At 66.4% G+C, this 25,046-nt stretch carries 27 protein-coding genes and 1 pseudogene; 21 read left to right on the top strand and 7 right to left on the bottom strand.

Annotation, left to right across the window (positions count from 1 at the left end):
• The 4 genes from MQH10_RS24085 to MQH10_RS24095 form a co-directional block, all read left to right on the top strand.
• Window positions 1-584 (top strand): TolC family protein (locus MQH10_RS24085; protein ID WP_242566521.1); only part of this gene is annotated, 584 nt, incomplete at its 5' end.
• A gap of 29 nt (window positions 585-613) precedes the next feature.
• Window positions 614-1,366: an HlyD family secretion protein gene (locus MQH10_RS24090; RefSeq protein ID WP_336605215.1), complete on the top strand. Its 753-nt coding sequence runs from the start codon at window positions 614-616 to the stop codon at window positions 1,364-1,366.
• A complete protein-coding gene (locus MQH10_RS26970; RefSeq protein ID WP_336605216.1) occupies window positions 1,366-1,689 on the top strand; it encodes an HlyD family secretion protein in 324 nt (107 codons plus the stop codon). Before MQH10_RS24090 ends, MQH10_RS26970 begins: the two co-directional genes overlap by 1 nt.
• 22 nt (window positions 1,690-1,711) lie before the next feature.
• The gene (locus MQH10_RS24095) at window positions 1,712-3,244 is read left to right on the top strand and encodes a DHA2 family efflux MFS transporter permease subunit (RefSeq protein ID WP_242566522.1); all 1,533 of its coding nucleotides are present in this window, start codon (window positions 1,712-1,714) and stop codon (window positions 3,242-3,244) included.
• A gap of 180 nt (window positions 3,245-3,424) precedes the next feature.
• On the opposite strand, the gene MQH10_RS24100 is transcribed toward MQH10_RS24095, so the two are convergent.
• Together MQH10_RS24100 and MQH10_RS24105 are read right to left on the bottom strand one after the other, a co-directional pair.
• Window positions 3,425-4,111 carry a hypothetical protein gene (locus MQH10_RS24100; protein WP_242566523.1) on the bottom strand — a complete coding sequence of 229 codons (687 nt, stop codon included), beginning with the start codon at window positions 4,109-4,111 and terminating at the stop codon, window positions 3,425-3,427.
• 9 nt (window positions 4,112-4,120) lie between these two features.
• Window positions 4,121-6,229: an ATP-binding protein gene (locus tag MQH10_RS24105; protein WP_242566524.1), complete on the bottom strand. Its 2,109-nt coding sequence runs from the start codon at window positions 6,227-6,229 to the stop codon at window positions 4,121-4,123.
• Between the two features lie 156 nt (window positions 6,230-6,385).
• Here MQH10_RS24105 and MQH10_RS24110 point away from each other — a divergent pair, with 156 nt between their 5' ends.
• The 6 genes from MQH10_RS24110 to MQH10_RS24135 all read left to right on the top strand — a co-directional run bounded on the left by MQH10_RS24110 (window position 6,386) and on the right by MQH10_RS24135 (window position 13,172).
• Window positions 6,386-7,003, top strand: a complete 618-nt coding sequence (locus MQH10_RS24110; RefSeq protein WP_242566525.1) for a 2-phosphosulfolactate phosphatase — start codon at window positions 6,386-6,388, stop codon at window positions 7,001-7,003.
• Window positions 7,004-7,238: 235 nt separating this feature from the next.
• Complete coding sequence (gene secG / locus MQH10_RS24115; protein ID WP_242566526.1) at window positions 7,239-7,667, top strand: preprotein translocase subunit SecG; 429 nt, start codon at window positions 7,239-7,241, stop codon at window positions 7,665-7,667.
• Window positions 7,668-7,822: 155 nt separating this feature from the next.
• Window positions 7,823-9,460 carry a CTP synthase gene (locus tag MQH10_RS24120; RefSeq protein ID WP_242566527.1) on the top strand — a complete coding sequence of 546 codons (1,638 nt, stop codon included), beginning with the start codon at window positions 7,823-7,825 and terminating at the stop codon, window positions 9,458-9,460.
• 116 nt (window positions 9,461-9,576) lie between these two features.
• Complete coding sequence (locus MQH10_RS24125; protein ID WP_242566528.1) at window positions 9,577-10,299, top strand: DUF4386 domain-containing protein; 723 nt, start codon at window positions 9,577-9,579, stop codon at window positions 10,297-10,299.
• A 165-nt stretch (window positions 10,300-10,464) separates the two neighbouring features.
• Window positions 10,465-12,093 carry an ABC-F family ATP-binding cassette domain-containing protein gene (locus tag MQH10_RS24130; RefSeq protein WP_242566529.1) on the top strand — a complete coding sequence of 543 codons (1,629 nt, stop codon included), beginning with the start codon at window positions 10,465-10,467 and terminating at the stop codon, window positions 12,091-12,093.
• A gap of 407 nt (window positions 12,094-12,500) precedes the next feature.
• Complete coding sequence (locus MQH10_RS24135) at window positions 12,501-13,172, top strand: DsbA family oxidoreductase (RefSeq protein ID WP_242566530.1); 672 nt, start codon at window positions 12,501-12,503, stop codon at window positions 13,170-13,172.
• 155 nt (window positions 13,173-13,327) lie between these two features.
• Here the strand turns inward: MQH10_RS24135 and MQH10_RS24140 are convergent, their stop codons facing one another.
• Together MQH10_RS24140 and MQH10_RS24145 are read right to left on the bottom strand one after the other, a co-directional pair.
• Window positions 13,328-14,509, bottom strand: coding sequence for a DUF3644 domain-containing protein (locus tag MQH10_RS24140; RefSeq protein WP_242566531.1), 1,182 nt, complete (start codon window positions 14,507-14,509; stop codon window positions 13,328-13,330).
• Window positions 14,510-15,021: 512 nt separating this feature from the next.
• The gene (locus MQH10_RS24145) at window positions 15,022-15,681 is read right to left on the bottom strand and encodes a hypothetical protein (RefSeq protein ID WP_242566532.1); all 660 of its coding nucleotides are present in this window, start codon (window positions 15,679-15,681) and stop codon (window positions 15,022-15,024) included.
• A gap of 350 nt (window positions 15,682-16,031) precedes the next feature.
• On the opposite strand from MQH10_RS24145, the gene MQH10_RS24150 reads away from it, so the two are divergent.
• Complete coding sequence (locus tag MQH10_RS24150; RefSeq protein ID WP_242566533.1) at window positions 16,032-16,481, top strand: MaoC family dehydratase; 450 nt, start codon at window positions 16,032-16,034, stop codon at window positions 16,479-16,481.
• 166 nt (window positions 16,482-16,647) lie between these two features.
• Complete coding sequence (locus MQH10_RS24155; RefSeq protein ID WP_242566534.1) at window positions 16,648-16,965, top strand: MmcQ/YjbR family DNA-binding protein; 318 nt, start codon at window positions 16,648-16,650, stop codon at window positions 16,963-16,965.
• A 72-nt stretch (window positions 16,966-17,037) separates the two neighbouring features.
• Here the strand turns inward: MQH10_RS24155 and MQH10_RS24160 are convergent, their stop codons facing one another.
• Window positions 17,038-17,625: a hypothetical protein gene (locus MQH10_RS24160; RefSeq protein ID WP_242566535.1), complete on the bottom strand. Its 588-nt coding sequence runs from the start codon at window positions 17,623-17,625 to the stop codon at window positions 17,038-17,040.
• Window positions 17,626-17,850: 225 nt separating this feature from the next.
• On the opposite strand from MQH10_RS24160, the gene MQH10_RS24165 reads away from it, so the two are divergent.
• The gene (locus MQH10_RS24165; protein WP_242566543.1) at window positions 17,851-18,066 is read left to right on the top strand and encodes an alkylphosphonate utilization protein; all 216 of its coding nucleotides are present in this window, start codon (window positions 17,851-17,853) and stop codon (window positions 18,064-18,066) included.
• On the opposite strand, the gene MQH10_RS24170 is transcribed toward MQH10_RS24165, so the two are convergent.
• Window positions 18,063-18,416: a YciI family protein gene (locus MQH10_RS24170; protein ID WP_242566536.1), complete on the bottom strand. Its 354-nt coding sequence runs from the start codon at window positions 18,414-18,416 to the stop codon at window positions 18,063-18,065. The genes MQH10_RS24165 and MQH10_RS24170 overlap by 4 nt on opposite strands.
• Window positions 18,417-18,770: 354 nt before the next feature.
• Here MQH10_RS24170 and rpmF point away from each other — a divergent pair, with 354 nt between their 5' ends.
• Window positions 18,771-18,953, top strand: a complete 183-nt coding sequence (gene rpmF, locus MQH10_RS24175) for a 50S ribosomal protein L32 (RefSeq protein WP_111458439.1) — start codon at window positions 18,771-18,773, stop codon at window positions 18,951-18,953.
• Window positions 18,954-19,055: 102 nt separating this feature from the next.
• On the opposite strand, the gene MQH10_RS24180 is transcribed toward rpmF, so the two are convergent.
• Window positions 19,056-19,826, bottom strand: a complete 771-nt coding sequence (locus MQH10_RS24180; RefSeq protein ID WP_242566537.1) for an enoyl-CoA hydratase — start codon at window positions 19,824-19,826, stop codon at window positions 19,056-19,058.
• A gap of 167 nt (window positions 19,827-19,993) precedes the next feature.
• Here MQH10_RS24180 and eno point away from each other — a divergent pair, with 167 nt between their 5' ends.
• The 7 genes and pseudogenes from eno to MQH10_RS24215 form a co-directional block, all read left to right on the top strand.
• Entirely contained in the window at window positions 19,994-21,274 is a 1,281-nt protein-coding gene (gene eno, locus MQH10_RS24185; protein WP_242566538.1) for a phosphopyruvate hydratase, read from the top strand.
• Window positions 21,275-21,334: 60 nt separating this feature from the next.
• Window positions 21,335-21,631: an FtsB family cell division protein gene (locus MQH10_RS24190; RefSeq protein WP_242566539.1), complete on the top strand. Its 297-nt coding sequence runs from the start codon at window positions 21,335-21,337 to the stop codon at window positions 21,629-21,631.
• 76 nt (window positions 21,632-21,707) lie between these two features.
• Complete coding sequence (gene pdhA, locus MQH10_RS24195; protein WP_242566540.1) at window positions 21,708-22,754, top strand: pyruvate dehydrogenase (acetyl-transferring) E1 component subunit alpha; 1,047 nt, start codon at window positions 21,708-21,710, stop codon at window positions 22,752-22,754.
• Window positions 22,751-24,111 (top strand): annotated as a pseudogene (locus MQH10_RS24200) (pyruvate dehydrogenase complex E1 component subunit beta). Before pdhA ends, MQH10_RS24200 begins: the two are co-directional and overlap by 4 nt.
• Window positions 24,108-24,509 carry a GFA family protein gene (locus tag MQH10_RS24205; protein ID WP_242566541.1) on the top strand — a complete coding sequence of 134 codons (402 nt, stop codon included), beginning with the start codon at window positions 24,108-24,110 and terminating at the stop codon, window positions 24,507-24,509. Before MQH10_RS24200 ends, MQH10_RS24205 begins: the two are co-directional and overlap by 4 nt.
• Window positions 24,506-24,943, top strand: a complete 438-nt coding sequence (locus MQH10_RS24210) for a GFA family protein (protein ID WP_242566542.1) — start codon at window positions 24,506-24,508, stop codon at window positions 24,941-24,943. The genes MQH10_RS24205 and MQH10_RS24210 overlap by 4 nt, the downstream gene beginning before the upstream one ends.
• A gap of 12 nt (window positions 24,944-24,955) precedes the next feature.
• On the top strand, window positions 24,956-25,046 hold a 91-nt coding region (locus MQH10_RS24215; RefSeq protein ID WP_242566544.1), incomplete at its 3' end, for a hypothetical protein.

Here is a 25,046-nt window from a genome sequence, read left to right on the forward strand (position 1 = left end):
GGCCTGCCGGCCAATCTCGCCGTGGATCTGGTCGCCGCCGGCCCGACCTGCGCGCCGCCCGTCTGCGGGCAGAGGCCGCCGGCAAGCGCATCGCCGTCGCCCGCGCCGGCTTCTATCCGAACATCAATCTCGCCGCCTATCTGGGCGTCCAGTCGCTCGGCCTCGACATGCTGACCAAGTCGGGCTCCGACATCGGCCAGGTCGGCGCGGCGTTCAGCCTGCCGATCTTCGAGGGCGGTCGCCTGCGGGCCGGCTATCGCGGCGCCCGCGCCGACTATGACGCCGCCGTCGCCGCCTATGACCAGACCCTGATCCAGGCGCTCAATGAGGTGGCCGACGCCGCCGCCGGCGAGCGCGCCCTGGAGACCCGGCTCACCGCCGCCCGCGAGGCTCTGGAGGCGGGGGAGGCGGCCTATCGCATCGCCCGCCAGCGCTATGAGGGCGGTCTCTCCACCTATCTCACCCTGCTGACCGCCGAGGACGCCGTGATCGCCCAGCGCCGCGCCGTCGCTCAGCTCGAGGCGCGAGCCCTGACCCTGGACGCCAGCCTCGTGCGCGCCCTGGGCGGCGGCTTCCGCGCCTGATCCCCGTTCCTCCCCGGAAAGATACGCCGATGACCCAAGACCACGTTCCGGCCTCCGCCAATACGCGCCGCCGCAATCTGTTCACGATCCTGGGCGGCGTCATCGCCGTCGTGGGGATCATCTATTTCGTCTTCTGGCTGCTGGTCGGCTCGAAGCATGTCGAGACCGACGACGCCTATGTCCAGGCCTCGACCGCCCAGGTCACCGCCCTGGTCGGCGGCGCCCTGGTCTCGGTGCCGGTCAATGAGACCCAGGCCGTGAAGAAGGGCGAGGTGCTCGCAGTCATCGAGCCCGCCGACTACCGCTATGCGCTCGCCCGCGCCCGCGCCGATCTCGACCAGGCCGAGCGCCGGGTCCGCCAGTACTTCGCCAACGACAAGGCGCTGGCCGCCCAGACCCAGGCCCGCGCCTCCGACATCGATCGCGCCCAGGCGGAACTCCGCCGCGCCGAGGTCGAATATAATCGCCGCAAGGCCCTCTCGGCCGGCGGCGCCGTCTCCGGCGACGAACTGACCGCCGCCGAGACCCAGCTGACCGCCGCCCGCTCCGCCCTCGTCCAGGCCAAGGCCACCGCCGCGGCGGCCGGCGCCCAGCAGGAGGCGGCCAATACCCTGATCGCCGGCAGCGACGTGGCCTCCAATCCGGAAGTGCTCGCCGCCAAGGCCAGGCTGGCCCAGGCCGAGCTCGACCTGGCCCGCACCACGGTCCGCGCGCCGGTCGACGGCGTCGTCACCCGCAACACCATCGAGATCGGCCAGAAGGTCGCCTCGGGCGCGCCCTGATGGTCATCGTGCCGGTGCAGAACGCCTATGTGGAGGCCAACTTCAAGGAAGTGCAGCTGCGCAACGTCCGCATCGGCCAGCCCGTCGAACTCACCGCCGACCTCTATGGCGGCAAGGTGAAGTATCACGGCAAGGTGGTCGGCCTGTCGGGCGGCACCGGCTCGGCCTTCGCGATCATCCCGGCCCAGAACGCCACCGGCAACTGGATCAAGGTGGTGCAGCGCGTCCCCGTCCGCATCGCGCTGGATCCCAAGGAACTGGCCGATCACCCCCTGCGGGTCGGCCTGTCCATGAAGGCCGAGATCGACACGTCCGCCCACTAGTTCCCGCGTCCGGAGCCCCGCCATGGCCACTATGGTCGATGAGGTCCAACCCCTGACCGGCGCGCGGCTGATGCTGGCCGCGCTGCTGCTGGGCTTGGCCAATTTCATGGTGGTGCTCGACACCACCATCGCCAATGTCTCGGTGCCCCACATCGCCGGCGCGCTCGCCGTCTCGCCCAGCCAGGGCACCTGGGTCATCACCTCCTACAGCGTGGCCGAGGCCATCACCGTGCCCCTGACCGGCTGGCTGGCCCAGAGGTTCGGGGCGACCCGGGTCTTCGCCTTCGGCATGGCCGGCTTCGGCCTGTTCTCCCTGGCCTGCGGCTTCGCGCCCAGCTTCGCCCTGCTCGTCGCCTTCCGCGTCGCCCAGGGCCTCTGCGGCGGCCCGATCATGCCGATGTCCCAGACCCTGCTGCTGCACATCTTCCCGAAGAACAAGGCCGGTCAGGCGCTTGGGCTCTGGAGCATGACGACCGTGGTCGCCCCCATCGCCGGGCCGATCCTCGGCGGGCTGATCAGCGACAACATGCACTGGAGCTGGATCTTCTTCATCAACATCCCGGTGGCGGCCTTCGTCGGCTTCTTCGCCTACCAGCTGTTGATCGACCACGACACGGCGACCCGGAAGGTGCCGGTCGACTATGTCGGCCTGGGTCTGCTGGTGGTCTGGGTCGGCTGCATGCAGATCATGCTCGACAAGGGCAAGGAGCTCGACTGGTTCTCCTCGCCGACCATCATCATCCTGGCCATCGTCACCGCCGTCGGCTTCTGCTCCTTCCTGATCTGGGAGCTGACCGCGCAGAATCCGGTGGTGAACCTGCGGGTCTTCCGCCACCGCGGCTTCTCGATCGGGGTGGCGACGCTCAGCCTGACCTTCGGGGCCTTCTTCGCCAGCGTCGTGCTGCTGCCGCTCTGGCTGCAGACCTCCATGGGCTACACCGCCACCTGGGCCGGCTATTCCGGCTGTCTGAACGGCATATTGGCGGTGATCATGTCGCCGATCGTGGCCCAGTTCGTCGGCAAGACCGACGGGCGGATCCTGACCTCCTTCGGGGTGTTCTGGATGGGCGCGATCTCGCTGTGGCGCGCCCATTTCAACACCGACGCGGCCTTCTGGGACATCGCCCTGCCGCAGTTCGTGCTGGGCTTCGCCATGCCCTTCTTCTTCATCTCCACCACCAACCTTGCCCTGTCCTCGGTGGATCCGGAGGAGACGGCCTCGGCCTCGGGGCTCGCCAACTTCCTGCGCACCACGGGCGCCGCCTTCGCCACCTCGATCATGACCACCGCCTGGGACAACACCGCCTCCAAGAAGCACGAGATCCTGGCCGGCTCCCTGCGCAACCCGGAGGCGACCATCGACAAGATGATGTCCGCCGGCCTCAGCCACGACCAGGCCATCGGCCAGCTCGACCGGCTGGTCCAGGTCCAGGCCGTGATGCTGTCGACCAACCAGATGTTCCTGGCCGCCGCCGGAGTCCTGGTCCTGGCGGCCTCAATCATCTGGCTCGCGCCGAAGCCGAAGAACGCCGCGCCGATGGGTGGGGGGCACTAGGCGGGGGGCGAGTCCAGTGTAGGTGAGGGGCTCGTCGGAGCAGAGCGCTTAGCCTCTGGCGCTGAAGGCGGACATGCTGATGGGCTGTTCACGGCCCGAAGGCGACAGTCGGAACGATCGCGTTGCGGAGTGTCTCGCTCAGAGGATTTCCGCCACGTCTTACTGGGCAAGTGGCGATATCTAGCGCGACAGAAGCTCGGACTTGCCGGCATCGGCGAGTGCGGATCGGACCCAGGTTTGGTACTCGGGGCTCGCGTCCTCGATCTCCTCGGCGATGCGGATTTCGGTAAGGCGGAAGTTGTCGGGGATGGAGAAGCGCAATTCCCGCACCAGCAAGGCTTTGACTACGTAGTCGTAACCGACGCTGTGATCCTCATGGTACTCGATCGCAAACAACCCAAAGCACTCGGCTATCAACGGGTCGATGATCGTGTAGATGAATTCCAAGGATAGGGCGCTGAGGTCACGGATATCGGGCGCGCAGAAATGTTGAATGGCGTTGCGCGCCCGCCGGAGCCGTTCGAAGCACTCGGGATTGGGTATCCGCAGGCCCGTGGTGGCCCAAAGTACCTGAGGCAGCTTCTCGAAGTCGTGGGTGCGGCCGCGGGAAAGAAGCGTCTCAAGCCCAAGCTCGTCGGTCCGATTGTCGTCGAGGCTGACCAGATCCTTGAAGATCAGGAGGGGATGCTCGCTGGCGATCATCGCCTTCAAGAACAGCTCACCGGCATGAGCCGTGTTCAGGATGGACATCTGCGGCCAGTGTTCGCTGCCAGGATCCATGAAGACCGCGTGCATGTTGGCCTGGGTCAGAGCCGCGGTTGCAAGGCCAAGGATTCGATCGGGAATGTCGCGCAACGCCTCGTTCATAGCGCTGGTTCAGCCCTCGTCATCGTCATCCTCATCGTTTTCGTCGTCAACGATCGGTGCCTCCGCCTTCGGCGCCATCGTCGTGGGTCGATTTCGGCTCAGCCCTGCGGCATTCAGCGTCGCCCGATTACGCATCCAGGCGTCATTAATCAGATCCTGCCACTGGATAACCTCGATCTGCCCGCGATAGGCATTGTTCAGCGGCCGCACCCGCCCTTGGCCGTTTGCGGTTGTCGGCCAGCTCGAAAGTTGCTGCTCAAGATCACCCCGGATATCGGCCACAACATAGCAATGGAAAATGCAGTCGTCCGCGACCCGGACCTTCGCCCGGTCGAACGTCTCGATCTCGCCGCCCTTCAGCTGCGCCAGATATTTCGTGATCTGCTGTTCGACGTTGTCCTCGGCCTTGGCGTAGACCGTCCGGCCGGGCTTCTTGAACTCGACAACCATCATCGACCTGAGTGGCTCCGATAGGTCGACGGTGTCGGGGTTGTCGGCGTCGGTGACGCCGAGGCCATAGGCCAAGTTCCAGACGAGGAGGTCGGGGCGGTCCGATGAGCCGCCCTCTGCGAGAACTGCATCAAGGCGCTTGTCCGACGAGAACGCGCGCGTGAATGCCAACCGCTCATCGACCACCCAAAGGTCGTGCGCGCGGCTTTTCAGTTCGGATGCGTCGTCGCCCATGACCCTCATCGGGCAGATGAAGGCGTGTAACGTCCGTTCGAGGTGGTTGTCGTCTTCCTTGTCCTCGCGGGCGCGGATGCGCCTGATCAACTTGTCCAGCAGTTCCAGCGCCAACTTTCGTCGCACGACGTGCTGGGCAAGCGCGAGTTGTTCGGAGGTTTGTATCTCCTTGACGGCGCTGGCGACCGTGGCTTCCAGATTGATCGGAATTTCTTCCAGATCGAGAGAGTCGATGAGTTCCTGAAGGGAGTTCTGGCGGCCCTCTTCGCGGCGGATCTGGTATTTGATTAGGCCTGAAGCGAAGTCTTCTGGGGCCTTGGCGTGGAACGGTACCCGCTTTAACTGGGTTTCGTCGGTGTCGAAGCCGAAAGTCGGATAGCGTTCGACGAAGTCCACGTAGTTGTCGTGACGCTCCTTGGCGAATTTGGCAATCTGATCCGGCAGAAGCCGCTCTTTGACGATCTCCATACAGGCGCGGCTGATGTCCTTGAGCGTGCGCTCCGGAAGATTGAAGGCCGTTCGGCCTTCGTTCACGCGTAGGTCGAGATATTCGCCAGAGACACAGCCATGGAAGACTAACTCCTTCTTCCCGTCGCGCTCTAGGTCCGTCACCCCCAAGAGGTTGTCGACCTTTCGAGTCTCGACCGTCCGTCCGTTCGCCAGCAGGTGCAACTGGTGCCGACCCTCGAGCCCGGTACTGGCTTCTGCTTGGCAGGTGAAGCCCAAGATCGTGAGCGTTCCAAATTCCTTGTGCTGGAATGTGGTTTCCTGCGGCATGCCGACAGTCAGATCGACCACGGCCTTCGGGTATTCGGTCAAATCGCCGTCGAGGTCGACGACGAGGCGGGGGCCGCCTCCGACCAGGAAGTCGGCGATGAAATGGGCGCTGAAGTATCGAAGGAAGGTGTCGGACCGCCGAGGAAAGTGGTCCGCGTAGTCCTTCGTCCTTAGGCCTTTGAAGGTAATGGTCGTGCCTAGGTCGGTGCCATTGGCCGGCACGCCCTCTTGGTGTGGAACGACCTGCTCCATATTATTTAAGACAAAGTCGAACGCACGACGTTGGATTGTATCGGCTGCCGCGTAGGTGCTCTCAACCTTGATGCTGGAAAAGGCGTCAAGCCAGAAGAGCCGGCCCACGCCTTTGCCGCCGCGCGCGTGCTTGAAGTCGGTGTCGACCTGGCAGAATGCGCCATAGCGCTTCTCATCGAGGCCAATGCCGGCGTCCGCCACAACGATTTCAATCTTGTCTGGGCGGGCCAGGTTCGTAACGCGGATGTCGATCCGACCTTTGGCGACATCCTTCTCCAGGCGGTCTTCCAAGGCGAACATGGCGTTGCTCACCGCCTCGAACAGCGGCTGCAGGCCCTGCGTCGCGTTAGACGGTTTGGGCAACTTACGGACGCGATTTTCGATATTATTGCTGAGTGCGGGCAACTGCGTATTCCTGGTCCGTGAGGACCCTGAGGGGCGCGGCATTCCTTGTAAAGCCGGGCTCCCAATCTAACTGGAGTCGGAGCGGACGATCGGATTTCGCTCCGGCCCAAGGCACCGATTCAACCGGCCCATTTCAACACCATAGGCGTATTGCAAATGTCCGGACCCCCACCTACGGCCATGCCCACCCCGCCCACGATCGTGATCGAGTCCCTGACCGCCTCGGCGGGCCGGGCCCGCGGCGCGGTGGTGATCATCGACGTGTTCCGCGCCTTTACGACCGCGGCGGTCGCCCTGGCCAATGGGGCTGAGGCGATCGTGATGGTCGACGACCTGGATACGGCGCTGGCGCTGCGTGACCGCGGCGTCGGGCGGATCTGCATCGGGGAACGGCGCGGGGTGAAGCCGGAGGGGTTCGATTTCGGCAACTCCCCGCATGAGATCCGCGACCTGTCCTTCGCGGGCGATGTCCTGATCCAGACCACCTCCAACGGCACCAAGGGCGTCCTCGCCGCGCGCGCCGCGACGCGCGTCTACGCCGCCTCGCTCGCCAACGCCGCCGCGACGGTCCGTGCGATCCTCGACGACGGGGAGGCCGAGGTCTGGCTGATCGCCGCCGGCGACGACGCGGCGCGCACCGAGGAGGATGAGATCTGCGCCCTCTATATGCGGGCCCTGCTCCAGGGGCGTTCGCCGATCGGGACGTCATTCGCCAGGCGGTGGCCGCGCTCAGTCCGCGGCTGGACGGACAGACCCTGTCGGCGGAGGACCTAGCCGCCTGTCTCGACATCGACGCCATCCCCTTGGCGGTGCGCGTCGATCACTCCGACGGCCTGTGCGTCGCCCGCGCCGTGCGCGCCTGAAGGCTCGGCCCGATCGGCCGGTGAGGGACAGCTGCGCCTTGCGGTCCCGCGGCGACCACCTAGCTATGGCCTTGGGCGCTCTGTGGTGGTAGAGCGCGCGCTTCATTTCGGCGCGGTCCGTCCGCCCGAACGCATCGGACCAAGACATGCTGCTCGGAATACTGCTCACGTTCCATATCATCGTCTGCGTCGCCCTGATCTGCGTGGTGCTGCTGCAGCGCTCCGAGGGTGGCGCTCTGGGCATGGGCGGCGGTCCGACCGGCCTGATGACCGCGCGCGGGGCAGGGGACCTTCTGACCCGCACGACCTGGATCCTGGCGACCCTGTTCTTCGTGCTCAGCCTGACGCTGACCTTCCTCACCGGCCGTGAGAAGAGCGCGTCCTCCGTCGTCGACCGCATCAAGATCGACAACCTGGCGCCGTCCAGCCTGAACCGCCCGCCGGTCCAGCCCGCCCAGAGCGCCCCGGCCCAGCCGACCACGGGCCCGCAGCCCCTGCAGGCGCCGACGCCCACCGTGCGCAATCCCTTCACCGGTCAGGCCGAACCGGCCGCCCCGGCCCAGCCGAAGCCCTGATCTAAGTCATGCGTAACAAGACCTCTTCGGAGCCGCTTCGGCGGCTCCCTTCGCATTTGCGTGTGCGTGTCGCCGCGCGCTGCGCCCTTTCGTCCACAGCTCGCTGCGAATCGCCACAGCGCGGCGCGGCCGAATCACGGCTACTCTGATCGCCCATGACCCGGTACATCTTCATCACCGGCGGCGTGGTCTCCTCCCTGGGAAAAGGTCTCGCGTCCGCCGCCCTTGGCGCGCTCCTTCAGGCGCGTGGCTACAAGGTCCGCCTCCGTAAGCTCGACCCCTATCTCAACGTCGACCCCGGCACGATGAGCCCCTATCAGCACGGCGAGGTCTTCGTGACCGACGACGGCGCGGAGACGGATCTCGACCTCGGCCACTACGAGCGGTTCACCGGCGTCAACGCCACCCGGGCGGACAACATCACCACCGGCCAGATCTATAAGACCATCATCGAGAAGGAGCGCCGCGGCGACTATCTGGGCGCGACCGTCCAGGTGATCCCCCACGTCACCGACGAGATCAAACAGTTCGTCCTGTCCGATCCGGGCGAGGGCGTCGACTTCGTGCTGGTCGAGATCGGCGGCACGGTGGGCGACATCGAGGGCCTGCCGTTCTTCGAGGCCATCCGCCAGCTGGGCCAGGAGCTGCCCCGCGGCCACGCCTGCTACATCCACCTGACCTTGCTGCCCTACATCAAGACGGCCGGCGAGATGAAGACCAAGCCGACCCAGCACTCGGTCAAGGAGCTGCGCTCCATCGGCATCCAGCCGGACATCCTGCTCTGCCGCTGCGAGCAGGAGATCCCCGAGAGCGAACGGCGCAAGATCGCCCAGTTCTGCAATGTGCGCCCCAGCGCCGTCATCCAGGCGATGGACAGCGCCAACATCTACGCCGTGCCGCTCGACTACCACATCCAGGGCTTCGACCGCGAAGTGCTGGACGTGTTCGGCATCAAGGACGCGCCCGCCCCGGACCTCAGCCGCTGGGAGAACATCTCCGAGCGCCTGGCCAATCCGGACGGCGAGGTGAACATCGCCATCGTCGGCAAGTACACCGGCCTGACCGACGCCTACAAATCCCTGGTCGAGGCCCTGATCCACGGGGGCGTCGCCACCAATGTCCGGGTCCGGTTCGACTGGATCGAGGGCGAGGCCTTCGAGCGGGAGGAGGGGCTGATCTCCGAGCGCCTGACGGATGTCCATGGCGTCCTGGTCCCCGGCGCCTTCGGCGAGCGCGGCTCGGCCGGCATGATCCGCGCCGTCCAGTTCGCCCGCGAGCACGAGATCCCCTATTTCGGCATCTGCTTCGGCATGCAGATGGCGATGATCGAGGCGGCCCGGAACCTGGCCGGCATTCCCCAGGCCTCCTCCACCGAGTTCGGCCCGACGCCGGAACCCGTCGTCGGCCTGATGACCGAGTGGGTCCGCGGCAATGAGCGCGAGGTCCGCAAGGAAGGCGACGACCTGGGCGGCTCCATGCGCCTGGGGGCCTATGAGGCCATCCTCACCCCCGGCTCCAAGGTCGAGGAGATCTATGGCGGCCCGGTGATCCACGAGCGCCACCGCCACCGCTACGAGGTCAATATCGGCTACCGCCAGGCGATCGAGAACACCGGCCTGATCTTCTCCGGCCTGTCGCCCGACGGCGTCCTGCCCGAGATCTGCGAGCGCGAGGACCATCCCTGGTTCGTCGGCGTCCAGTTCCACCCGGAACTGAAGAGCCGCCCCTTCCAGCCCCACCCCCTGTTCGCCAGCTTCATCGGCGCCGCCAAGGAACGCAGCCGCCTGGTGTAGGTCCCAAAGTTCCTCCCCCGCTGGGGGAGCAACCCGCAACCTTGACCATTGTTCACTAACGGCGGGCCTCAAACGGGCCCATACGGGTCGCGCCCCTGCCGCCCGGAAAACCAGACATGCCCGCGACGAAGCCCAAGCCCCCCGTCGCCCGCGCGCTCGCGCCCGGTCAGAGGCGGGCCGAGATCGCCATCGCCGCCCTGTTCCTGATCACCGCGGCGACCTCGATCTATGGCGTGACCGTTCTCGACCCGATCCTGAAGGCGCCGGACTATCTGGCCCGCGTCTATCCCGCCAAGGGGGCCATCGCCTGGGGCGCCTTGCTCTGGTCGATCAACAATATCGGCGTCGTGTTCATCGCGGTCTTCGCCTATCCGCTGCTGCGCCGCCTCGATGAGACCGCCGCGATCGGCTATCTGACCGCCCGCATCCTGGAGGGCGCGATCATGATGGTCGGCATCGCCGCCACCCTGATGCTCATCCCGCTCAGCCAAAGCTACATCGCCCGTCCGGCCCCCGAGCTCGCCGCCGTCGGCGACCTGCTCCAGCATCTCAAGCTCCAGGGGCTGACGACGCTCTCCCTGCCGCTGCTGGGCCTGGGCGGCCTGATCTTCGTGGGCCAGCTGCACCGCTTCCGGCTCGTGCCCCGCGCCATCTCCGCGATCGGCCTGCTCGGCTACGCCCTGGTGCTCACAGGCGGCGTCGCCAGCTGGTTCGACCTGCTCGACGCCTCGCCGCTCGGCCCCTCGACCTTCATGGCCATCCCCGTGGCTCTGTTCGAGATCATCCTGTTGCCGACCTGGCTGCTCGCCAAGGGCCTCAACATCCCCAAGGCCGCCTGAAGCCAGGGCCGCGCGGGCGGGCGCGAAGCGGCGATCCGACCTGGCAAGGCCTCGCCGCCTCCACGGCCCGTTCGTGCTTTTCGTGGTCGAATTCTTCGCGGCGCGCCGCAAGCCCCAACCCCCAAGGCTGGTGTTCACCGCGCCCCCGCGCTAGCAGACCGCCCCATGATCCGCCTCGACAACATCTCCAAGCAGAACGGCCACCAGATCCTGTTCATCGAGGCCTCGATGGGCGTGCTCAAGGGGGAGAAGGTGGGGCTGGTCGGGCCCAACGGCGCCGGCAAGACCACCCTGTTCCGGATGATCACCGGCCAGGAGGCGCCCGACGACGGCCTGGTGGCGATCGATGCGGGCAGGACCATCGGCTATTTCAGCCAGGACGTCGGCGAGATGTCGGGCCAGAGCGCGGTCGCCGCGGTGATGGACGGCGTCGGCCCGGTGAGCGCGCTCGCTGCCGAGATGGCCAGCCTGGAGGCCGCCATGATCGATCCGGACCAGGCCGCGGAGATGGACGCCATCATTGAGCGCTATGGCGAGGTGCAGGAGCGGTTCCAGGCGCTCGACGGCTACGCGCTCGAGGCCCGCGCCCGCGAGGTGCTGGCCGGCCTGAGCTTCAGCCAGGAACGCATGGACGGCGATGTCGGCCTGCTCTCCGGCGGCTGGAAGATGCGCGTGGCGCTGGCCCGCATCCTGCTCATGCGCCCCGACGCCATGCTGCTGGACGAACCCAGCAACCACCTCGACCTGGAAAGCCTGATCTGGCTTGAGGCCTTCCTGAAGAACTACGACGGCGCGCTCCTGATGACCTCGCACGACCGCGCCTTCATGAACCGCATCATCAACAAGGTGGTGGAGATCGACGCCGGCTCGCTGATCACCTATTCCGGCGACCTCGACTTCTACGACCAGCAGCGCGCGCTCACCGAGCAGCAGCGCCAGGCGCAGTACGAGCGCCAGCAGGCCATGCTGGCCAAGGAGATCAAGTTCATCGAGCGGTTCAAGGCCCGCGCCAGCCACGCCGCCCAGGTCCAGAGCCGGGTCAAGAAGCTCGACAAGATCGAGCGGGTCGAGGCGCCCCGCCGCCGCCAGACCATCCAGTTCGAGTTCCAGAGCCCGCCGCGCTCCGGCGAGGACGTGGTCAGCCTGCGCGCCGTCCACAAGGGCTATGGCGCCCAGCCGATCTATCAGGGCCTCGACTTCCTGGTGCGCCGCAAGGAGCGCTGGTGCGTGCTGGGCGCCAATGGCGCCGGCAAGTCGACCCTGCTCAAGCTGGTGGCCGGCGACGCCGCCCCCGACCAGGGCGTGGTCAGCATCGGGGCCAGCGTCAAGATGGGCTATTTCGCCCAGCACGCCATGGACCTGCTGGAGGGCGAGGAGACCATCTTCGAATCCCTGGAGCGCTCCTTCCCGCAGGCCGGCCAGGGCGTGCTGCGCAACCTGGCGGGCTGCTTCGGCTTCTCCGGCGACGACGTGGAGAAGCCCTGTCGCGTGCTGTCCGGCGGAGAGAAGGCCCGGCTGGTCATGGCCAAGATGCTGTTCGACCCGCCGAACCTGCTGGTCCTCGACGAGCCCACCAACCACCTCGACATGGCCACCAAGGAGATGCTGGTCACGGCGCTGGCGGACTTCGAGGGGACCATGCTCTTCGTCTCCCACGACCGCCACTTCCTGGCCGCCCTGTCCAACCGCGTCCTGGAGCTGACCCCCGAAGGCGTCCACCAGTACGGCGGCGGCTACACCGAATACGTCGCCCGCACCGGCCAGGAAGCGCCCGGCCTGCACCCGGCGGGGTAGGGGGCCGCTGGGCGCGAAGCGCCAATCCAAACCAGCAAGCCTCGGCCACACGAACGGGTCCAAACCTCACCGCTGAAGCTTGGCGCGAAGCGCCGATCCCACGTGGTAAGGCCGCGCCGCCGCCTCGACCCGTTCGTGCTTTTCGTGTTTTTCGTGGTCAAATTCTTCGCGACGCGGCGGCTGAGCCATCCTCAAGGCCTGACCACGAGAAACACGAAAAACACGAACCCCAGCGGCCCACGGAGCGCCCGTCCCGCCAAAGCCAGATCGCCAAAGTGGTCTTGGCGTTCGTGAGGTTCGTGGTCGATCCGCTCGCGGCGTCGCCGCCCTCCCGCTTGCCCAGGATCATATCCGCGCCCGCCCGGGTCCGCTAAGCGCCGTACGTCCGCCTACGCCCAGGAGCCCCCATGACCGTCCCCATCGACTGCTTCTCCGACGTGCTCTGCGTCTGGGCCTATCTGGCCGAGCTGCGGCTGGCCGCCGTGCGCGAGGCCTTCGGCGACCAGGTCCAGGTGCGCTACCGTTTCTGCTCGGTGTTCGGCGACACGGCCCGCAAGATCCCCGCCGCCTGGGCCGACCGGGGCGGCTATGAGGGCTTCAACGCCCACCTGCGCCACACCGCCGAGACCTATCCCGAGATCGCCGTCCACCCGGACCTCTGGCTCACCGTGCGCCCGGCCTCGTCCTGGGGCGCGCACCTGATGCTCAAGGCGATCCAGCTGGACGAAGCCGCCGGCGGCTGCGCCCCCGGAACCGCCGACACCGCAGTCCGTGCCATGCGCGAGGCCTTCTTCAAGCACGGCCGGGACATCGCCGCCCAAGCGGTCCAGGCCGTGGTCGCCGAACAGGCCGGCGCCGACCCGGCCCGCCTCAAACCCCTGATCGACACCGGCGCCGCCTTCGCCGCGCTCGCCTCAGACCACCAGGACGCCGAGACCCTGCGCCTGCAGGGCAGTCCCACCCTGGTCCTCAATGACGGCCGCCAGAAGCTCTACGGCAATGTCGGCTTCCGCATCATCGAGGCGAACATCCAGGAGCTCCTGCGCGAGCCGAAGGCGGGGCAGGCGAGCTGGTGTTGAGGGGGGAGATGCTCGAAATACTCCTGGGTCCGCATTGGGCTCATTGGGGAAGTTCAGGACGTCCGCTGTAGGGCGGCAAGCTTAGCGACCCCGTCGGCTCCTTAGTCTTGGGAATCAAGGAAGGTCCACCCGCTAGCGGTACATAGATGGGCTTGTCACGCGTACCAGGCGCTATGCTCATCGCAGTGAAGCCGTACGCGGTCGAGCCAGTTCTCGTACCACCACCAGTCATTGTCCTTGAGGTAGACGCCGAATGCCTTCGCGGGATTGCGGGCGTCCAAATCGTTCCAGAGCTTAGCGTGATGGTGCTGTTTGAACTTCGGATAGCCCTCGTCCTGCATCTTCTTGACGATTTGCGCTGGCTTGTACTTCGGCTTTTCCGCCTCCTTCAGCAGGAAGCGGGCGGCTTTTTCGCCTTCGGCGCTCGTCGCCTTCACGAACTCCACGACCTCGTCAGCCCTTCCCTTGGAATTGACCACCTTCTCGAGAAAAAACACTCGATAGGAGTACCGGGGATCCTTCACCATCTCTTCGGTGAGCGCGTCCTCGAACTCCGTGTGCGCCGCGATGACGTGCGCAGGTAGGTCAGTCTCGGTGAGTAGGAGGTCGCGCTGCTCACGCTCGATCGCTGAGAACTGAAGTGCGACGGATAATTCAGCATCCAAGCCGTTCTTGGTCCCCGCCAGGGCCTTGATGGACGTGTTGAAGTTCAAGCAGCACGCTTGAAGCTTCGCGCTGATCGTGTCGTCGATTCGGCGCGTCATCTGGTGCTCGATTTCGTGTCGAATGGCGATCAGGAACCGGAGGTTGGCCTTGGTCGCGTCATCGATTGGGCAGTCGGCACAGTCGAGGCAGGCCTCCAGCTCCCAGTGTTTGTCGGCACCGTGTTTGGTCTTCAGAGGCGCGCCGTCCTTGTAGTATCGGTAATCAATCTCATTCGCGCGGTAGTACCAGTGGAGCAGATAGGTCCACGCGATCACAGCTAGCACGATGAACAGTTCCGACTTGAAGTAGGCTCGCGGGCTGTTGAACCCATGAACGGCCTGCAGCATCGCTTCGCGAGCTTTGACGAGGAGTTCGTCACCGATATGGTGCAGACCGGTCGCCGGCTCCACTTCGGGCCAGATGGCGAGGAAGTCCTGCATTTGGTCGGGCGTGGCGGCCGGGACCTGTCTATGCTTAGTTCCGTCTCGGATTTCTTTGATGCGCCCGTGGTTGATGGTGCGCGTTGGGCGGGTGAAATAAGCGAGGATTTCCTGGTCTCGCTTACCTTGAGTGATCATCGCCTTCACCATGGCGACTTCCCAACGTTGCAGCTTATTTTGTGTCTTCGCCAAGCCCGAACCTCCGGGGAATGCTACCCTACGCTGGGCATAGCACCACTTCTTTCCAGGCGCTGGCTCGCATGCCAGGCGGACGTTACGCCCGCTCGCTGGGGGACTAGCCAGCCGCCGTGAGGCTAAGCTGGTCGTAGCAGGGCTTATCAACGCGAAACCCACTGATGGCGCTCGAAACAGATCGGACGAACCGGCTGGCGAGGCCGCCGAGCACATCGACGTCACGATGCCCTGCTACACAGTCGACTACTACATGGCCGTCGCCTTCCCGTGGCTCGACTGAGAGCTGGAAGAGTACATTCGCGAGTCGGAAGGCGGCGCTGCGCTTGGAGGCGGTCTATGCCTCAGACCTCCCTCCCTCCCTTCCGACCGGACGGACCGGAGCTCGACGAGATCATCAATGATGAACGCTATGAGGACGATCTGTGACGTCATTACTTGAGAGTCGCGCGAGTCTCGCCAAGTGTTCGCTTCACTGACGGAAGCCAATGTCAACTCGTGGCGCCACTCTGTTAGTCTTCCGGCGGCTCGATCGGCGCGAGACGCGTAGCGCCGTGAGGCGTAATACGCAATATGTGCGCTCCCTTTCGCAGCCACACCTCGGGAAAGTGACCGAGATATTGGGTCGCGATCCTTGCCAGCCGTTGTTCTACTGAGAAGTCCGTCCACGGGAATAGCTCGTGGTGAATGTCGGCGACGAGGATCGGTGGAGGATTGTAAGCCTTCGACGCCTTGGCCTGGAGTTGGCTCTCAAGATCATTTGGCAGAGCATTGTGCTCGGCTTCACCTCCCACCCGCTCCAGTGTGATCGAGGCATGGTTGTTCCACCGTTCGGCGTAGTGATCGTACGTTTGGCCGAGCTTTCGACCGGCCGGCATAACATCGACAATTTCGAATTGGCGCTGATGGTCGCCGTAGTCGAGCTCGAAATCGGGTGGATCGTTGCCGAGCTTAACGCGGAGCGCGTGGCTAAGCTGACCACACGAAATAGCCACCCAAGCTTCCCGCCAGATCTTCAGCCCTCCTTGCGACACCGCATAAAATCCTGCCGCGGCGCGGACCTCCTCGATCATCTGAGCGAAGTCTTGTAGCGTCGTCCATGCACGCATCCGGCCATTGAGCTCGGCTAGCTGTGCCTTGGTGAACCGCCTCATGATCAGCTCATCACTCACCGTCGAAGTCTCCGCCCCACAGAAACCTCATATTTCTACGTCGCTGGCGACTCGGTTCGCCATGACATCTGCAAAGTGCTTCGCAAAGATCCCGTGAGCTCTCGAAAGTCTGGTTTCAGGAGCTAGTCCGACGTCCGGAAGTGGCGCAGAGGCGACGGCCGCGGCTGATCGGGAGAGGGCGCAAACCCGGCGGCGTTCGATAGGACCCGCTACATGCAGGTGTGCCGGACCAACGCCTCAAGGCTGGCGGATAAATAGCGACGCGGCAGTGCCGATCACGGCGCCCTGACACCAACTCCCGTGGCCATCTCTGCTGGCGGAGAAACAGCTGGAGCACTACTGCAGTCGATATGATCGAAGCACACCCCTCCGGGGGCTACATCCTGGAAGAGCTAGTCGTCGGAATGACCGCCGAAAAGCGCGTGACTGTCACCGAGGCTCGGATCTCCCAGTTCGCGCAAGCCTCGGACGACTTCAACCCGGTGCACATGGACGAAACATTCGCGTCCAAGACGGCCTACCGAGGTCGGATCGCACACGGTCTTCTATCGGCCTCGTTCGGCTCGGCGGTCGTCGGCACGATCCTGCCCGGAGCGGGCGCCATCTATCTTAGCCAGACCCTGACCTTCCATAAGCCCGTCCGGATTGGTGACGTGGCCGTATCCCGCGTCACCGTCACGACGGTCGACGAGGCGACCGCGCGGATCGTCCTGCGCTGTGAGGTTCACGTCGGAGATGAGCTGGTGATGGACGGCGAAGCGACCGTTCGCGTGCCGCGCCGCCGAAGGCCGGCGAAGTAGCCCGGGCCCTCCGCTGTCGCCTTTGCGGCGGGCGGTCCCTGGCGACGAACGTCCGAGCGCACGTAACCGGCCGCTTCCGGCGCCGGCGCGAATGTCCGCCCATGGCGCACAGCCGCCGCGAGCAAACCTGCTTTCCAGCAAGCCCATCCCCCGCCATCCTCACCCCATGCCCACCCCCACCGACCTCCACCGCCTCGCCCTGTCCCTCCCGGAAGCCGTCGAAGGCGACGACCACGGCAAGCCGGCCTATCTGGTCGGCAAGAAGATCTTCTGCACGGTGGGCGAGGGGGGCCGGGCCACGCTGCGGCTGGATCCTGAGGACCAGCACAATCTGGCGGCGCCTGGCGCGGTCGAGCCTGTGCCCGGCTTCTGGGGCCGCAAGGGCTGGACCTTCGTGTGGCTGGACCGGGTGAGCGAAGACCAACTGGCCCTCCTGTTGCGCCTGGCCTGGACCGGCGTCGCGCCCAAGCGCCTGCGGGGCTGAGCCCAGCGCGTGCCCGGCCCGCGTTCGTGTCGTTCGTGGGGTTCGTGGACAATCTCTTCGCGGCTTCGCCGCCTAGGGCGCGGGCGCCGGGCGGCAGCCCTCGTCGCCGCTAAACTGGTCCAGGCATTCGAAGCTGCGGGTGGGGTCGCGCAGCCAGCCCTCCGCGCCGTTCGCGCGGCGCACCCGCACCCACCAGACGTCGGGCGGGGCGGACTTCGGAAGCCTGTCCCAGGCGACGGCCTTGGCCTCGTCTGAGTCGATCCAGTCGAGCTCACCGCGCCGCCAGAGGGTGGCGACGCCCTCGCCCTGGGGCTCCAGGCGCCAGACGGTCTCGCCCTTGCGGAATCGGCCGGTCGCGGCGCGCACGACCCCGCGCACGGGCGTCAGCCAGTATTCGCTGGAGAGCGCGCGGACCTCCTCGCCTGGCGCGATCCAGGCGCGGGCGCTCGCCGTGCCCGGAGCGGCATAGAGCGCCGCCCGCGCCGTCGCCCGCCAATAGGTCGCGAAGCTGCAGCCCTCGAAGGGGCAGGCGTCCTGGGCGACATAGATCCCGTGGGCGGTCGGAGGCCCGGCGGGCGGCGCGGCGTGGGGCCTAGCGGCCTGGGCGGGCGCGGCGAGCGCCAGGAGGAGGGCGCCGGCGAGGGCTGGGCTTCGGGGCAAGGCTTAAGGCTCCGCGGCGGTCGAAGGCGACAGCCTAGCGGCGGATCGACCTTGCCGAAACAGTTGCCCGCGAGGCTCCCAGGGTCCAGGAAGCGGCCAAGCTTTACGGAGACCTGCCCCATGACCACGCCCGAGGACGAGTTCGTCTATGACGAGGCGACCGGAGAGTGGGTCTCGGCGGCCGAGCTGGCGGCGCGCGGGGCGCCCGCGGCGGCCGGCGGCGAGGTGGTGGAGGTGCGCGACTCGGTCGGCAACCTGCTCGCCGACGGCGACAGCGTCACCCTGATCAAGGACCTGAAGGTCAAGGGCGCCGGCCAGACGCTGAAGCGCGGCACGGTGATCCGCTCGATCAGCCTGACCGGCGACGCCCAGGAGATCGACTGCCGGTTCGAGGGCATCAAGGGCCTGGTGCTGCGCGCGGAGTTCGTGCGCAAGACCTAGCCGGCGATTGGGCGGATTTCGATCTCGCTGGGGACCGGCATGGGGTTGGGGCAGCGCTTCACCCAGGCGATCGCCTCGTCCAGGTCCTTCACCTCCCAGATCCAGAAGCCCGCGATCACCTCCTTGGTCTCGGCGAAGGGGCCGTCGATGACCAGGCGGCTGGCGCCGTCGAAGGCGACGCGCTTGCCCTGGGATGACGGGGTGAGGCCGCCGACGTCCCGGAGCAGGCCGGCGGCGCGCAGCTCGGCGTTGAAGCGGCCCATGGCGGCCATCATCTCGCTGGTGAAGGGCTCGGGCGCGTCGCCCCGCTCGCTGCCCTCGGTCGCCTTCACAAACACCATCACGCGCATTGGCCGCCTCCTTTAAGGGGCCGGCCCCCTCGGCCGGACTGTGGGACGACGGGCGAGGGGGCCTCGCGCCGACATTTGGCCTTCGCGGTTATGGTCCCAAAACTAGACCATCCAGGCGAGAGATCCGCCCCTCAAGACCCACTCGTCCATGTTGACGTCAATCGCACCGGCGCGAAACAGGTCGGCGATTTCCGGGGTGCTGGGTTAGGATGCGTGGGCTCCTTCTCATCGTGGTTGTCGGCATGTCCCGCGCGCCCTTGAAACGGCGCAGCGTTTCATGCATACACGCGCGCTCACGTCGGCGGCCCTGGCTTCGGGCCGCTGCTTCCGCATTTCCGCCTGAGAGATTCTCCCGTGGCCGTTCCTAAGCGCAAAGTATCCCCCTCGCGTCGCAACATGCGCCGCTCGCACCACGCCCTGGGCGCCAACTCCTTCGTCGAAGACAAGGAAACGGGCGAACTGAAGCGTCCGCACCACGTCGACCTGAAGACCGGCATGTACAAGGGCCGCCAGGTCTTGACGCCGAAGGAAGACTAGTTCCGGTTCGGCCGGGCGCGTCGCGCCGGCCGGTTCGCTGCAAGTCCGAAGTTCTGAAGCCACCCGCTCCGGGCCGGAGCGGGTGGTTTTCGTCTGTCTGGACTACTGGCTGCGGCCGCGGGCCTGGATGCCGGCGCGGCGGGCCTCGACGGCCTCGGGCGTCACGTGGCGGTTGTGGGCGCGGGAGACCGACTGCTCGAGCTCCAGCCCGTCGTGCAGGGCGAGCGCATAGCCGTCGTCGATCATGGCCTTGTAGGTGTTGAGCATCTCGCCATCGATCTGGGCCATGTCGGCGGCGAGCTTCAGGGCGGCGGGCATCAGCTCTTCCGGCGCGACCACCCGGTTGGCCAGGCCCCAGGCATAGGCGGTCTCGGCGTCGAGGAAGTTGCCGGTGAGCGACAGCTCCTTGGCCCGATAGGGGCCGATAGTCCGCGACAGTTTCTGAGACAGACCCCAGCCCGGCGTGATGCCGACCCGGGCGTGGGTGTCGGCGAAGCGGGCCTTGGTCGAGCAGATCAGGACGTCGCAGGCGAGCGCCAGCTCGAAGCCGCCGGTGATGGCCACACCGTTGATGGCGCCGATCACCGGCTTCTTGCAGGCGATCACCGCCCAGGCCGGGTTCTCGTTGGGCTCGGTGGCGTTGGCGGCCTTCAGGCCGTCGGGGTCGCTGCCCAGCTCCTTGAGGTCCAGACCGGCGGTGAAGGCCCGTTCGCCGGCGCCGGTCAGGACGATGACCTTGACTGCGGGGTCGGCGTCGAGCGCGGTGAGCGCCTTGTGCAGCTCGGCGCGCAGGGCCCGGGACAGGGCGTTCATGGCGTCCGGGCGGTTGAGGGTGACGACGGCCACCTGATCCTTGATCTCCACCAGCAACATCGTCGCAATTCTCCTCTTAAGCTGGCGAGATCAGCCGTGAAGATCGCCGGGGAAGTCAAGTGAAGCCCTGTGACGTCGCGGCGATGATTGCTCAACCGGCCGAAGCTGGCTAAGGCTCCGCGGGCTTTTTTCACGGCCCGCGCCATACCGAAACCCTGGGAGTTCCCATGACCGAGATCGTCGACATCACCGCCCGTGAGATCCTGGACAGCCGGGGCAACCCGACGGTCGAGGTGGACGTGGTGCTGGAAGACGGCTCCATGGGCCGCGCCGCGGTGCCGTCGGGCGCCTCGACCGGCGCCCACGAGGCGGTCGAGAAGCGCGACGGGGATAAGGCCCGCTATCTCGGCAAGGGCGTCCTGCAGGCGGTCGAGGCCGTCAATGGCGAGATCTATGACGCGCTGTCGGGCTTCGAGGCCGAGGACCAGCGCCGGCTGGACAATGCTCTGATCGAGCTGGACGGCACGCCGAACAAGTCGCGCCTGGGCGCCAATGCGATCCTGGGCGTTAGCCTGGCCGCCGCCAAGGCCGCGGCGGGCTCGGCCAACCTGCCGCTCTACAAGTACGTCGGCGGCGTCGGCGCCCGCGTCCTGCCGGTGCCGATGATGAACATCATCAACGGCGGCGCCCACGCCGACAACCCGATCGACATCCAGGAGTTCATGATCCTGCCGACCGGGGCGGCCACCTTCGCCGAAGGCCTGCGCATGGGCGCGGAGATCTTCCACGGCCTGAAGAGCGCGCTGAAGGCGGCGGGCCATAACACCAATGTCGGCGACGAGGGCGGCTTCGCCCCCAACATCGCCACCGCCGAAGACGCCCTGGCCTTCATCGTGAAGGCCGGCGAAGCGGCGGGCTACAAGGCCGGCACGGATTTCCTCCTGGGCCTGGACGTCGCCTCGACCGAGTTCTTCAAGGGCGGCAAGTACGTGATGGAAGGCGAGGGCAAGACCCTGGAGCCGGGCGCCATGGTCGAGTACCTGGCCGGCCTGGTCGCCAAGTTCCCGATCGCCACCATCGAGGACGGCTGCGCCGAGGACGACTTCGAGGGCTGGAAGCTGCTCACCGACAAGCTGGGCGGCAAGGTCCAGCTGGTGGGCGACGACCTGTTCGTGACCAATCCTGCCCGCCTGTCGGTCGGCATCGACAAGGGCCTGGCCAACTCCATCCTGGTGAAGGTCAACCAGATCGGCACCCTGTCGGAGACGCTCGACGCCGTCGATATGGCCCACCGCGCCGGCTACACCTCGGTGATGAGCCACCGCTCGGGCGAGACGGAAGACTCGACCATTGCCGACCTGGCCGTCGCCCTGAACTGCGGTCAGATCAAGACCGGCTCCCTGGCCCGCTCCGACCGGGTGGCCAAGTACAACCAGCTGCTGCGCATTGAGGAAGAACTGGGCGACCAGGCCATCTATCTCGGCCGCAAGGCCCTGAAGCGCGCGTAAACCAAAGTTAAGCATATCGGGCGAGACTGGCCGTATCGAAATCTGAGTGATTCCAGGCCAGTGCTCGCACGACTTCGCCCCTATCTGCCGACCACGGCCCTGGCGTTCCTGATCTTCTATTTTGCGTTCCACGCGCTGACAGGGGACCGGGGGCTGCTCACCTCGAACCAGCGCGACGCGACCCTGGTCGCCAAGATGCAGGAACTCGACAAGGTGCGCGCCGAGCGGCAGGACCTGGAAGCCCGCGCCAAGCTGCTGCGCGATTCCAGCCTTTCGGCGGACCTTCTGGAGGAACGTGCGCGTTCCCTGCTAGGTTTCGCTGATCCGAGGGACTATGTGATCCGAACGAAGCCCTGATCAGGGCGGATTCGGACCCTACGGATCTGGTTTAACGCGGAGACATGCCGCGGTGGCGCATTCCACGGAGAGACGCATGGCGCGAGGGCAGACGGGCTCGACTGCGAAGCGGAAAAGTAATGACACCGGTGTCAAAGATGCTACTGAAAGTGGCGTGACCCAGGACGAACTTCTCTCCTACTACCGCGACATGCTGCTGATCCGCCGCTTCGAGGAGCGGGCCGGGCAGCTCTACGGCATGGGCCTGATCGGCGGCTTCTGCCATCTCTATATCGGTCAGGAAGCCATCGCCGTCGGCGTGCAGTCGATCAAGGTCGCCGGCGACCAGGTGATCACCGGCTATCGCGACCACGGCCACATGCTGGCCTGCGGCATGGACCCGAAGGAGGTCATGGCCGAACTGACCGGCCGCGCCGGGGGCTCGTCCAAGGGCAAGGGCGGGTCGATGCACATGTTCTCGACCGAGGCCGACTTCTACGGCGGCCACGGCATTGTCGGCGCCCAGGTCAGCCTGGGGACGGGGCTGGCGCTCGCCAACAAGTACAAGGCCAATGGCAATGTCGCCTTCGCCTATTTCGGCGACGGCGCGGCCAACCAAGGCCAGGTCTATGAGAGCTTCAACATGGCCGAGCTCTGGAGCCTGCCGGTCGTCTATGTGATCGAGAACAACCAGTACGCCATGGGCACCTCCATCGAGCGCGCCTCGTCCGAGACCCACCTGCACAAGCGCGGCGCCTCGTTCAAAATTCCGGGCGAAGAGGTTGACGGCATGGATGTTCTGGCCGTGCGGGAGGCCGCCGGCCGCGCCGCCGAGCACGCCCGGTCCGGCAAGGGCCCCTATATTCTCGAGATGAAGACCTACCGCTATCGCGGCCACTCCATGAGCGACCCGGCTAAGTACCGGACGCGGGAGGAGGTCGACGAGGTGCGCAAGACCCGCGATCCCATCGACCACCTCCAGGAGCTGCTGGAGAAGAAGGGCTGGGCCGACGAGGCCGCGCTGAAGGCGATCGACGCCGAGGTGAAGAAAATCGTCGCCGACGCGGCCGAGTTCGCGCGCACCTCGCCCGAACCCGAACCGTCCGAACTCTATACCGACGTCTATCTGGAGGCCGCTCAGTGACCGACGTCCTGATGCCCGCCCTGTCGCCCACCATGGAAGAGGGCACGCTCGCCAAGTGGCACGTGAAAAAGGGCGACACCGTCAAGAGCGGCGATGTCATCGCCGAGATCGAGACCGACAAGGCGACCATGGAAGTGGAAGCCGTCGATGAAGGCGTGATCGAGGAGATCCTGGTTCCGGAAGGCACCGAGGAGGTCAAGGTCAACACCCCCATCGCGCGCCTGTCGGGAGACGCCTCGCCGGCGGCTCAGCCCAGCGCGCCCGCACCGGTGGCGGAGGCGCCGAAGGCCGCGGCTGAGAGTGCGCCGGCCGCGCCGGTCGCCACGGCGCCCGCGCCCGTCGCCCTGCGCGATCCGGAGCTTCCGGAGGGGGTGAAGCTGGTCAAGATCACCATTCGCGACGCCCTGCGCGACGCGATGGCCGAGGAGATGCGCCGGGACGACACGGTGTTCCTGATGGGCGAGGAAGTCGCCCAGTACCAGGGCGCCTACAAGGTCTCCCGTGACCTCTTGCAGGAGTTCGGCGACCGCCGGGTGATCGACACCCCGATCACCGAGCATGGGTTCGCAGGCCTGGGCGTCGGCTCGGCCATGGCCGGCCTGAAGCCCATCGTCGAGTTCATGACCTGGAACTTCGCCATGCAGGCGATCGACCAGATCATCAATTCCGCGGCCAAGACGCTCTACATGTCCGGCGGCCAGATCAAATGCTCGATCGTGTTCCGCGGTCCCAACGGCGCGGCCGCCCGCGTGGGCGCCCAGCACAGCCAGGATTATTCGGCCTGGTACGCCCAGGTGCCGGGCCTGAAGGTCGTGGCGCCCTATGACGCCGCCGACGCCAAGGGCCTGCTCAAGGCCGCGATCCGCGATCCCAACCCCGTGGTCTTCCTGGAGCACGAGATGCTCTACGGCCAGGAGTTCGAGATCCCCGAGGGGATCGACTGGGTCGTACCGATCGGCAAGGCCAAGGTGCGCCGGGCCGGGACCGACGTCACCATCACCGCCCACTCGCGCATGGTGGGCCTGGCCCTGCAGGCCGCCGAGGAGCTGGCCGGCGCCGCATCGAGGCCGAGGTCATCGACCTGCGCACCCTGCGCCCGCTGGACCACGAGACCATCGTCGAGAGCGTGAAGAAGACCAATCGTCTGGTGACGGTCGAGGAGGGCTGGGGCCCGATGGGCGTCGGCGCCGAGGTCATCGCCAGAGTGCTGGAGCACGCCTTCGACTATCTGGATGCGCCGCCCATGCGGGTCCACCAGGAGGACGTGCCGCTGCCCTATGCGGCCAATCTCGAACACCTGTCCCTGCCGTCCGTCGAGAAGATCGTGAAGGCGGCCAAGGCGGCGACCTACAAATGAGCCTGGAGGGCTTCACCTGGCGCGCCGGCGGCTGCCATTGCGGCGGCGTGCGCTTCGAGGTGGCCTTGCCCGAGGTCGTCGAGGCCCAGACCTGCAACTGCTCGATGTGCGCCAAGAGCGGCTTCATCCACATCATCGTGCCGGAGAGCCGGTTTCGGGTGACCAAGGGGATGGAGCGGCTGGCGGAGTACACGTTCAATACCCGGGTGGCCAAGCACCTGTTCTGCGCCGAGTGCGGGATCAAGAGCTTCTATCGGCCCAGGTCGAACCCCGACGGCTGGTCGGTGAACGCCCGTTGCTTGGACGAGGCCGCCAAGCTCGATCTGTCAGCGTTCGACGGCCAGAACTGGGAGGCCAACGCCGACCAGCTGGCCCATCTGTCCCTGGAGCCGTCATGAGCGCGGTCCTGACCGGACATTGCCACTGCGGCGCGATCCGGGTGGAGTTCGAGCCCGGCAAGCCGGTGGCCGAGCTGCCGTTGCGCGCCTGCCAATGCGGGTTCTGCCGGCGGCACGGGTCGCGGACCACCAGCGATCCTGCAAGCCGGCTGCACATAGAGGTCGCGCCCGGCGCGCTCACCCGATACCGGTTCGGCCGCCGGGCCACCGACGCCCTGATCTGCGCGGACTGCGGCGTCTATGTCGCCTCGCTGATCGAGGTGGAAGGCCGCGCCTTCGCCACCCTGAATGTCGCCGGCGTGGGCTTCGAGGCCTTCGCCGACCGCACGCCCGAACCCGCCGTCTATGACTATGAAACCGACGAGGCCAAGTTGGCCCGGCGCCTGTCGCGCTGGACGCCCACGGTCCTGGTCGAAACCAGCCCGAGCGCCTGAGAAGCTGACGCCATGTCCATTGATGTCCTGATGCCCGCCCTGTCGCCGACCATGGAGGAGGGGACGCTCGCCAAGTGGCACGTGAAGAAGGGCGATGTGGTGA

Source organism: Phenylobacterium aquaticum (genome assembly GCF_022695515.1).
In the GTDB taxonomy this organism is placed as follows: Bacteria; Pseudomonadota; Alphaproteobacteria; order Caulobacterales; family Caulobacteraceae; genus Phenylobacterium; species Phenylobacterium aquaticum.

Coding starts and splice junctions, on each gene's coding strand:
- MQH10_RS24090 (WP_336605215.1), top strand. CDS start 614: ATGACCCAAGACCACGTTCCGGCCTCCGCCAATACGCGCCGCCGCAAT.
- MQH10_RS26970 (WP_336605216.1), top strand. CDS start 1,366: ATGGTCATCGTGCCGGTGCAGAACGCCTATGTGGAGGCCAACTTCAAG.
- MQH10_RS24095 (WP_242566522.1), top strand. CDS start 1,712: ATGGCCACTATGGTCGATGAGGTCCAACCCCTGACCGGCGCGCGGCTG.
- MQH10_RS24100 (WP_242566523.1), bottom strand. CDS start 4,111: ATGAACGAGGCGTTGCGCGACATTCCCGATCGAATCCTTGGCCTTGCA.
- MQH10_RS24110 (WP_242566525.1), top strand. CDS start 6,386: ATGTCCGGACCCCCACCTACGGCCATGCCCACCCCGCCCACGATCGTG.
- secG (WP_242566526.1), top strand. CDS start 7,239: ATGCTGCTCGGAATACTGCTCACGTTCCATATCATCGTCTGCGTCGCC.
- MQH10_RS24120 (WP_242566527.1), top strand. CDS start 7,823: ATGACCCGGTACATCTTCATCACCGGCGGCGTGGTCTCCTCCCTGGGA.
- MQH10_RS24125 (WP_242566528.1), top strand. CDS start 9,577: ATGCCCGCGACGAAGCCCAAGCCCCCCGTCGCCCGCGCGCTCGCGCCC.
- MQH10_RS24130 (WP_242566529.1), top strand. CDS start 10,465: ATGATCCGCCTCGACAACATCTCCAAGCAGAACGGCCACCAGATCCTG.
- MQH10_RS24135 (WP_242566530.1), top strand. CDS start 12,501: ATGACCGTCCCCATCGACTGCTTCTCCGACGTGCTCTGCGTCTGGGCC.
- MQH10_RS24150 (WP_242566533.1), top strand. CDS start 16,032: ATGATCGAAGCACACCCCTCCGGGGGCTACATCCTGGAAGAGCTAGTC.
- MQH10_RS24155 (WP_242566534.1), top strand. CDS start 16,648: ATGCCCACCCCCACCGACCTCCACCGCCTCGCCCTGTCCCTCCCGGAA.
- MQH10_RS24170 (WP_242566536.1), bottom strand. CDS start 18,416: ATGCGCGTGATGGTGTTTGTGAAGGCGACCGAGGGCAGCGAGCGGGGC.
- MQH10_RS24180 (WP_242566537.1), bottom strand. CDS start 19,826: ATGTTGCTGGTGGAGATCAAGGATCAGGTGGCCGTCGTCACCCTCAAC.
- eno (WP_242566538.1), top strand. CDS start 19,994: ATGACCGAGATCGTCGACATCACCGCCCGTGAGATCCTGGACAGCCGG.
- pdhA (WP_242566540.1), top strand. CDS start 21,708: ATGGCGCGAGGGCAGACGGGCTCGACTGCGAAGCGGAAAAGTAATGAC.
- MQH10_RS24205 (WP_242566541.1), top strand. CDS start 24,108: ATGAGCCTGGAGGGCTTCACCTGGCGCGCCGGCGGCTGCCATTGCGGC.
- MQH10_RS24210 (WP_242566542.1), top strand. CDS start 24,506: ATGAGCGCGGTCCTGACCGGACATTGCCACTGCGGCGCGATCCGGGTG.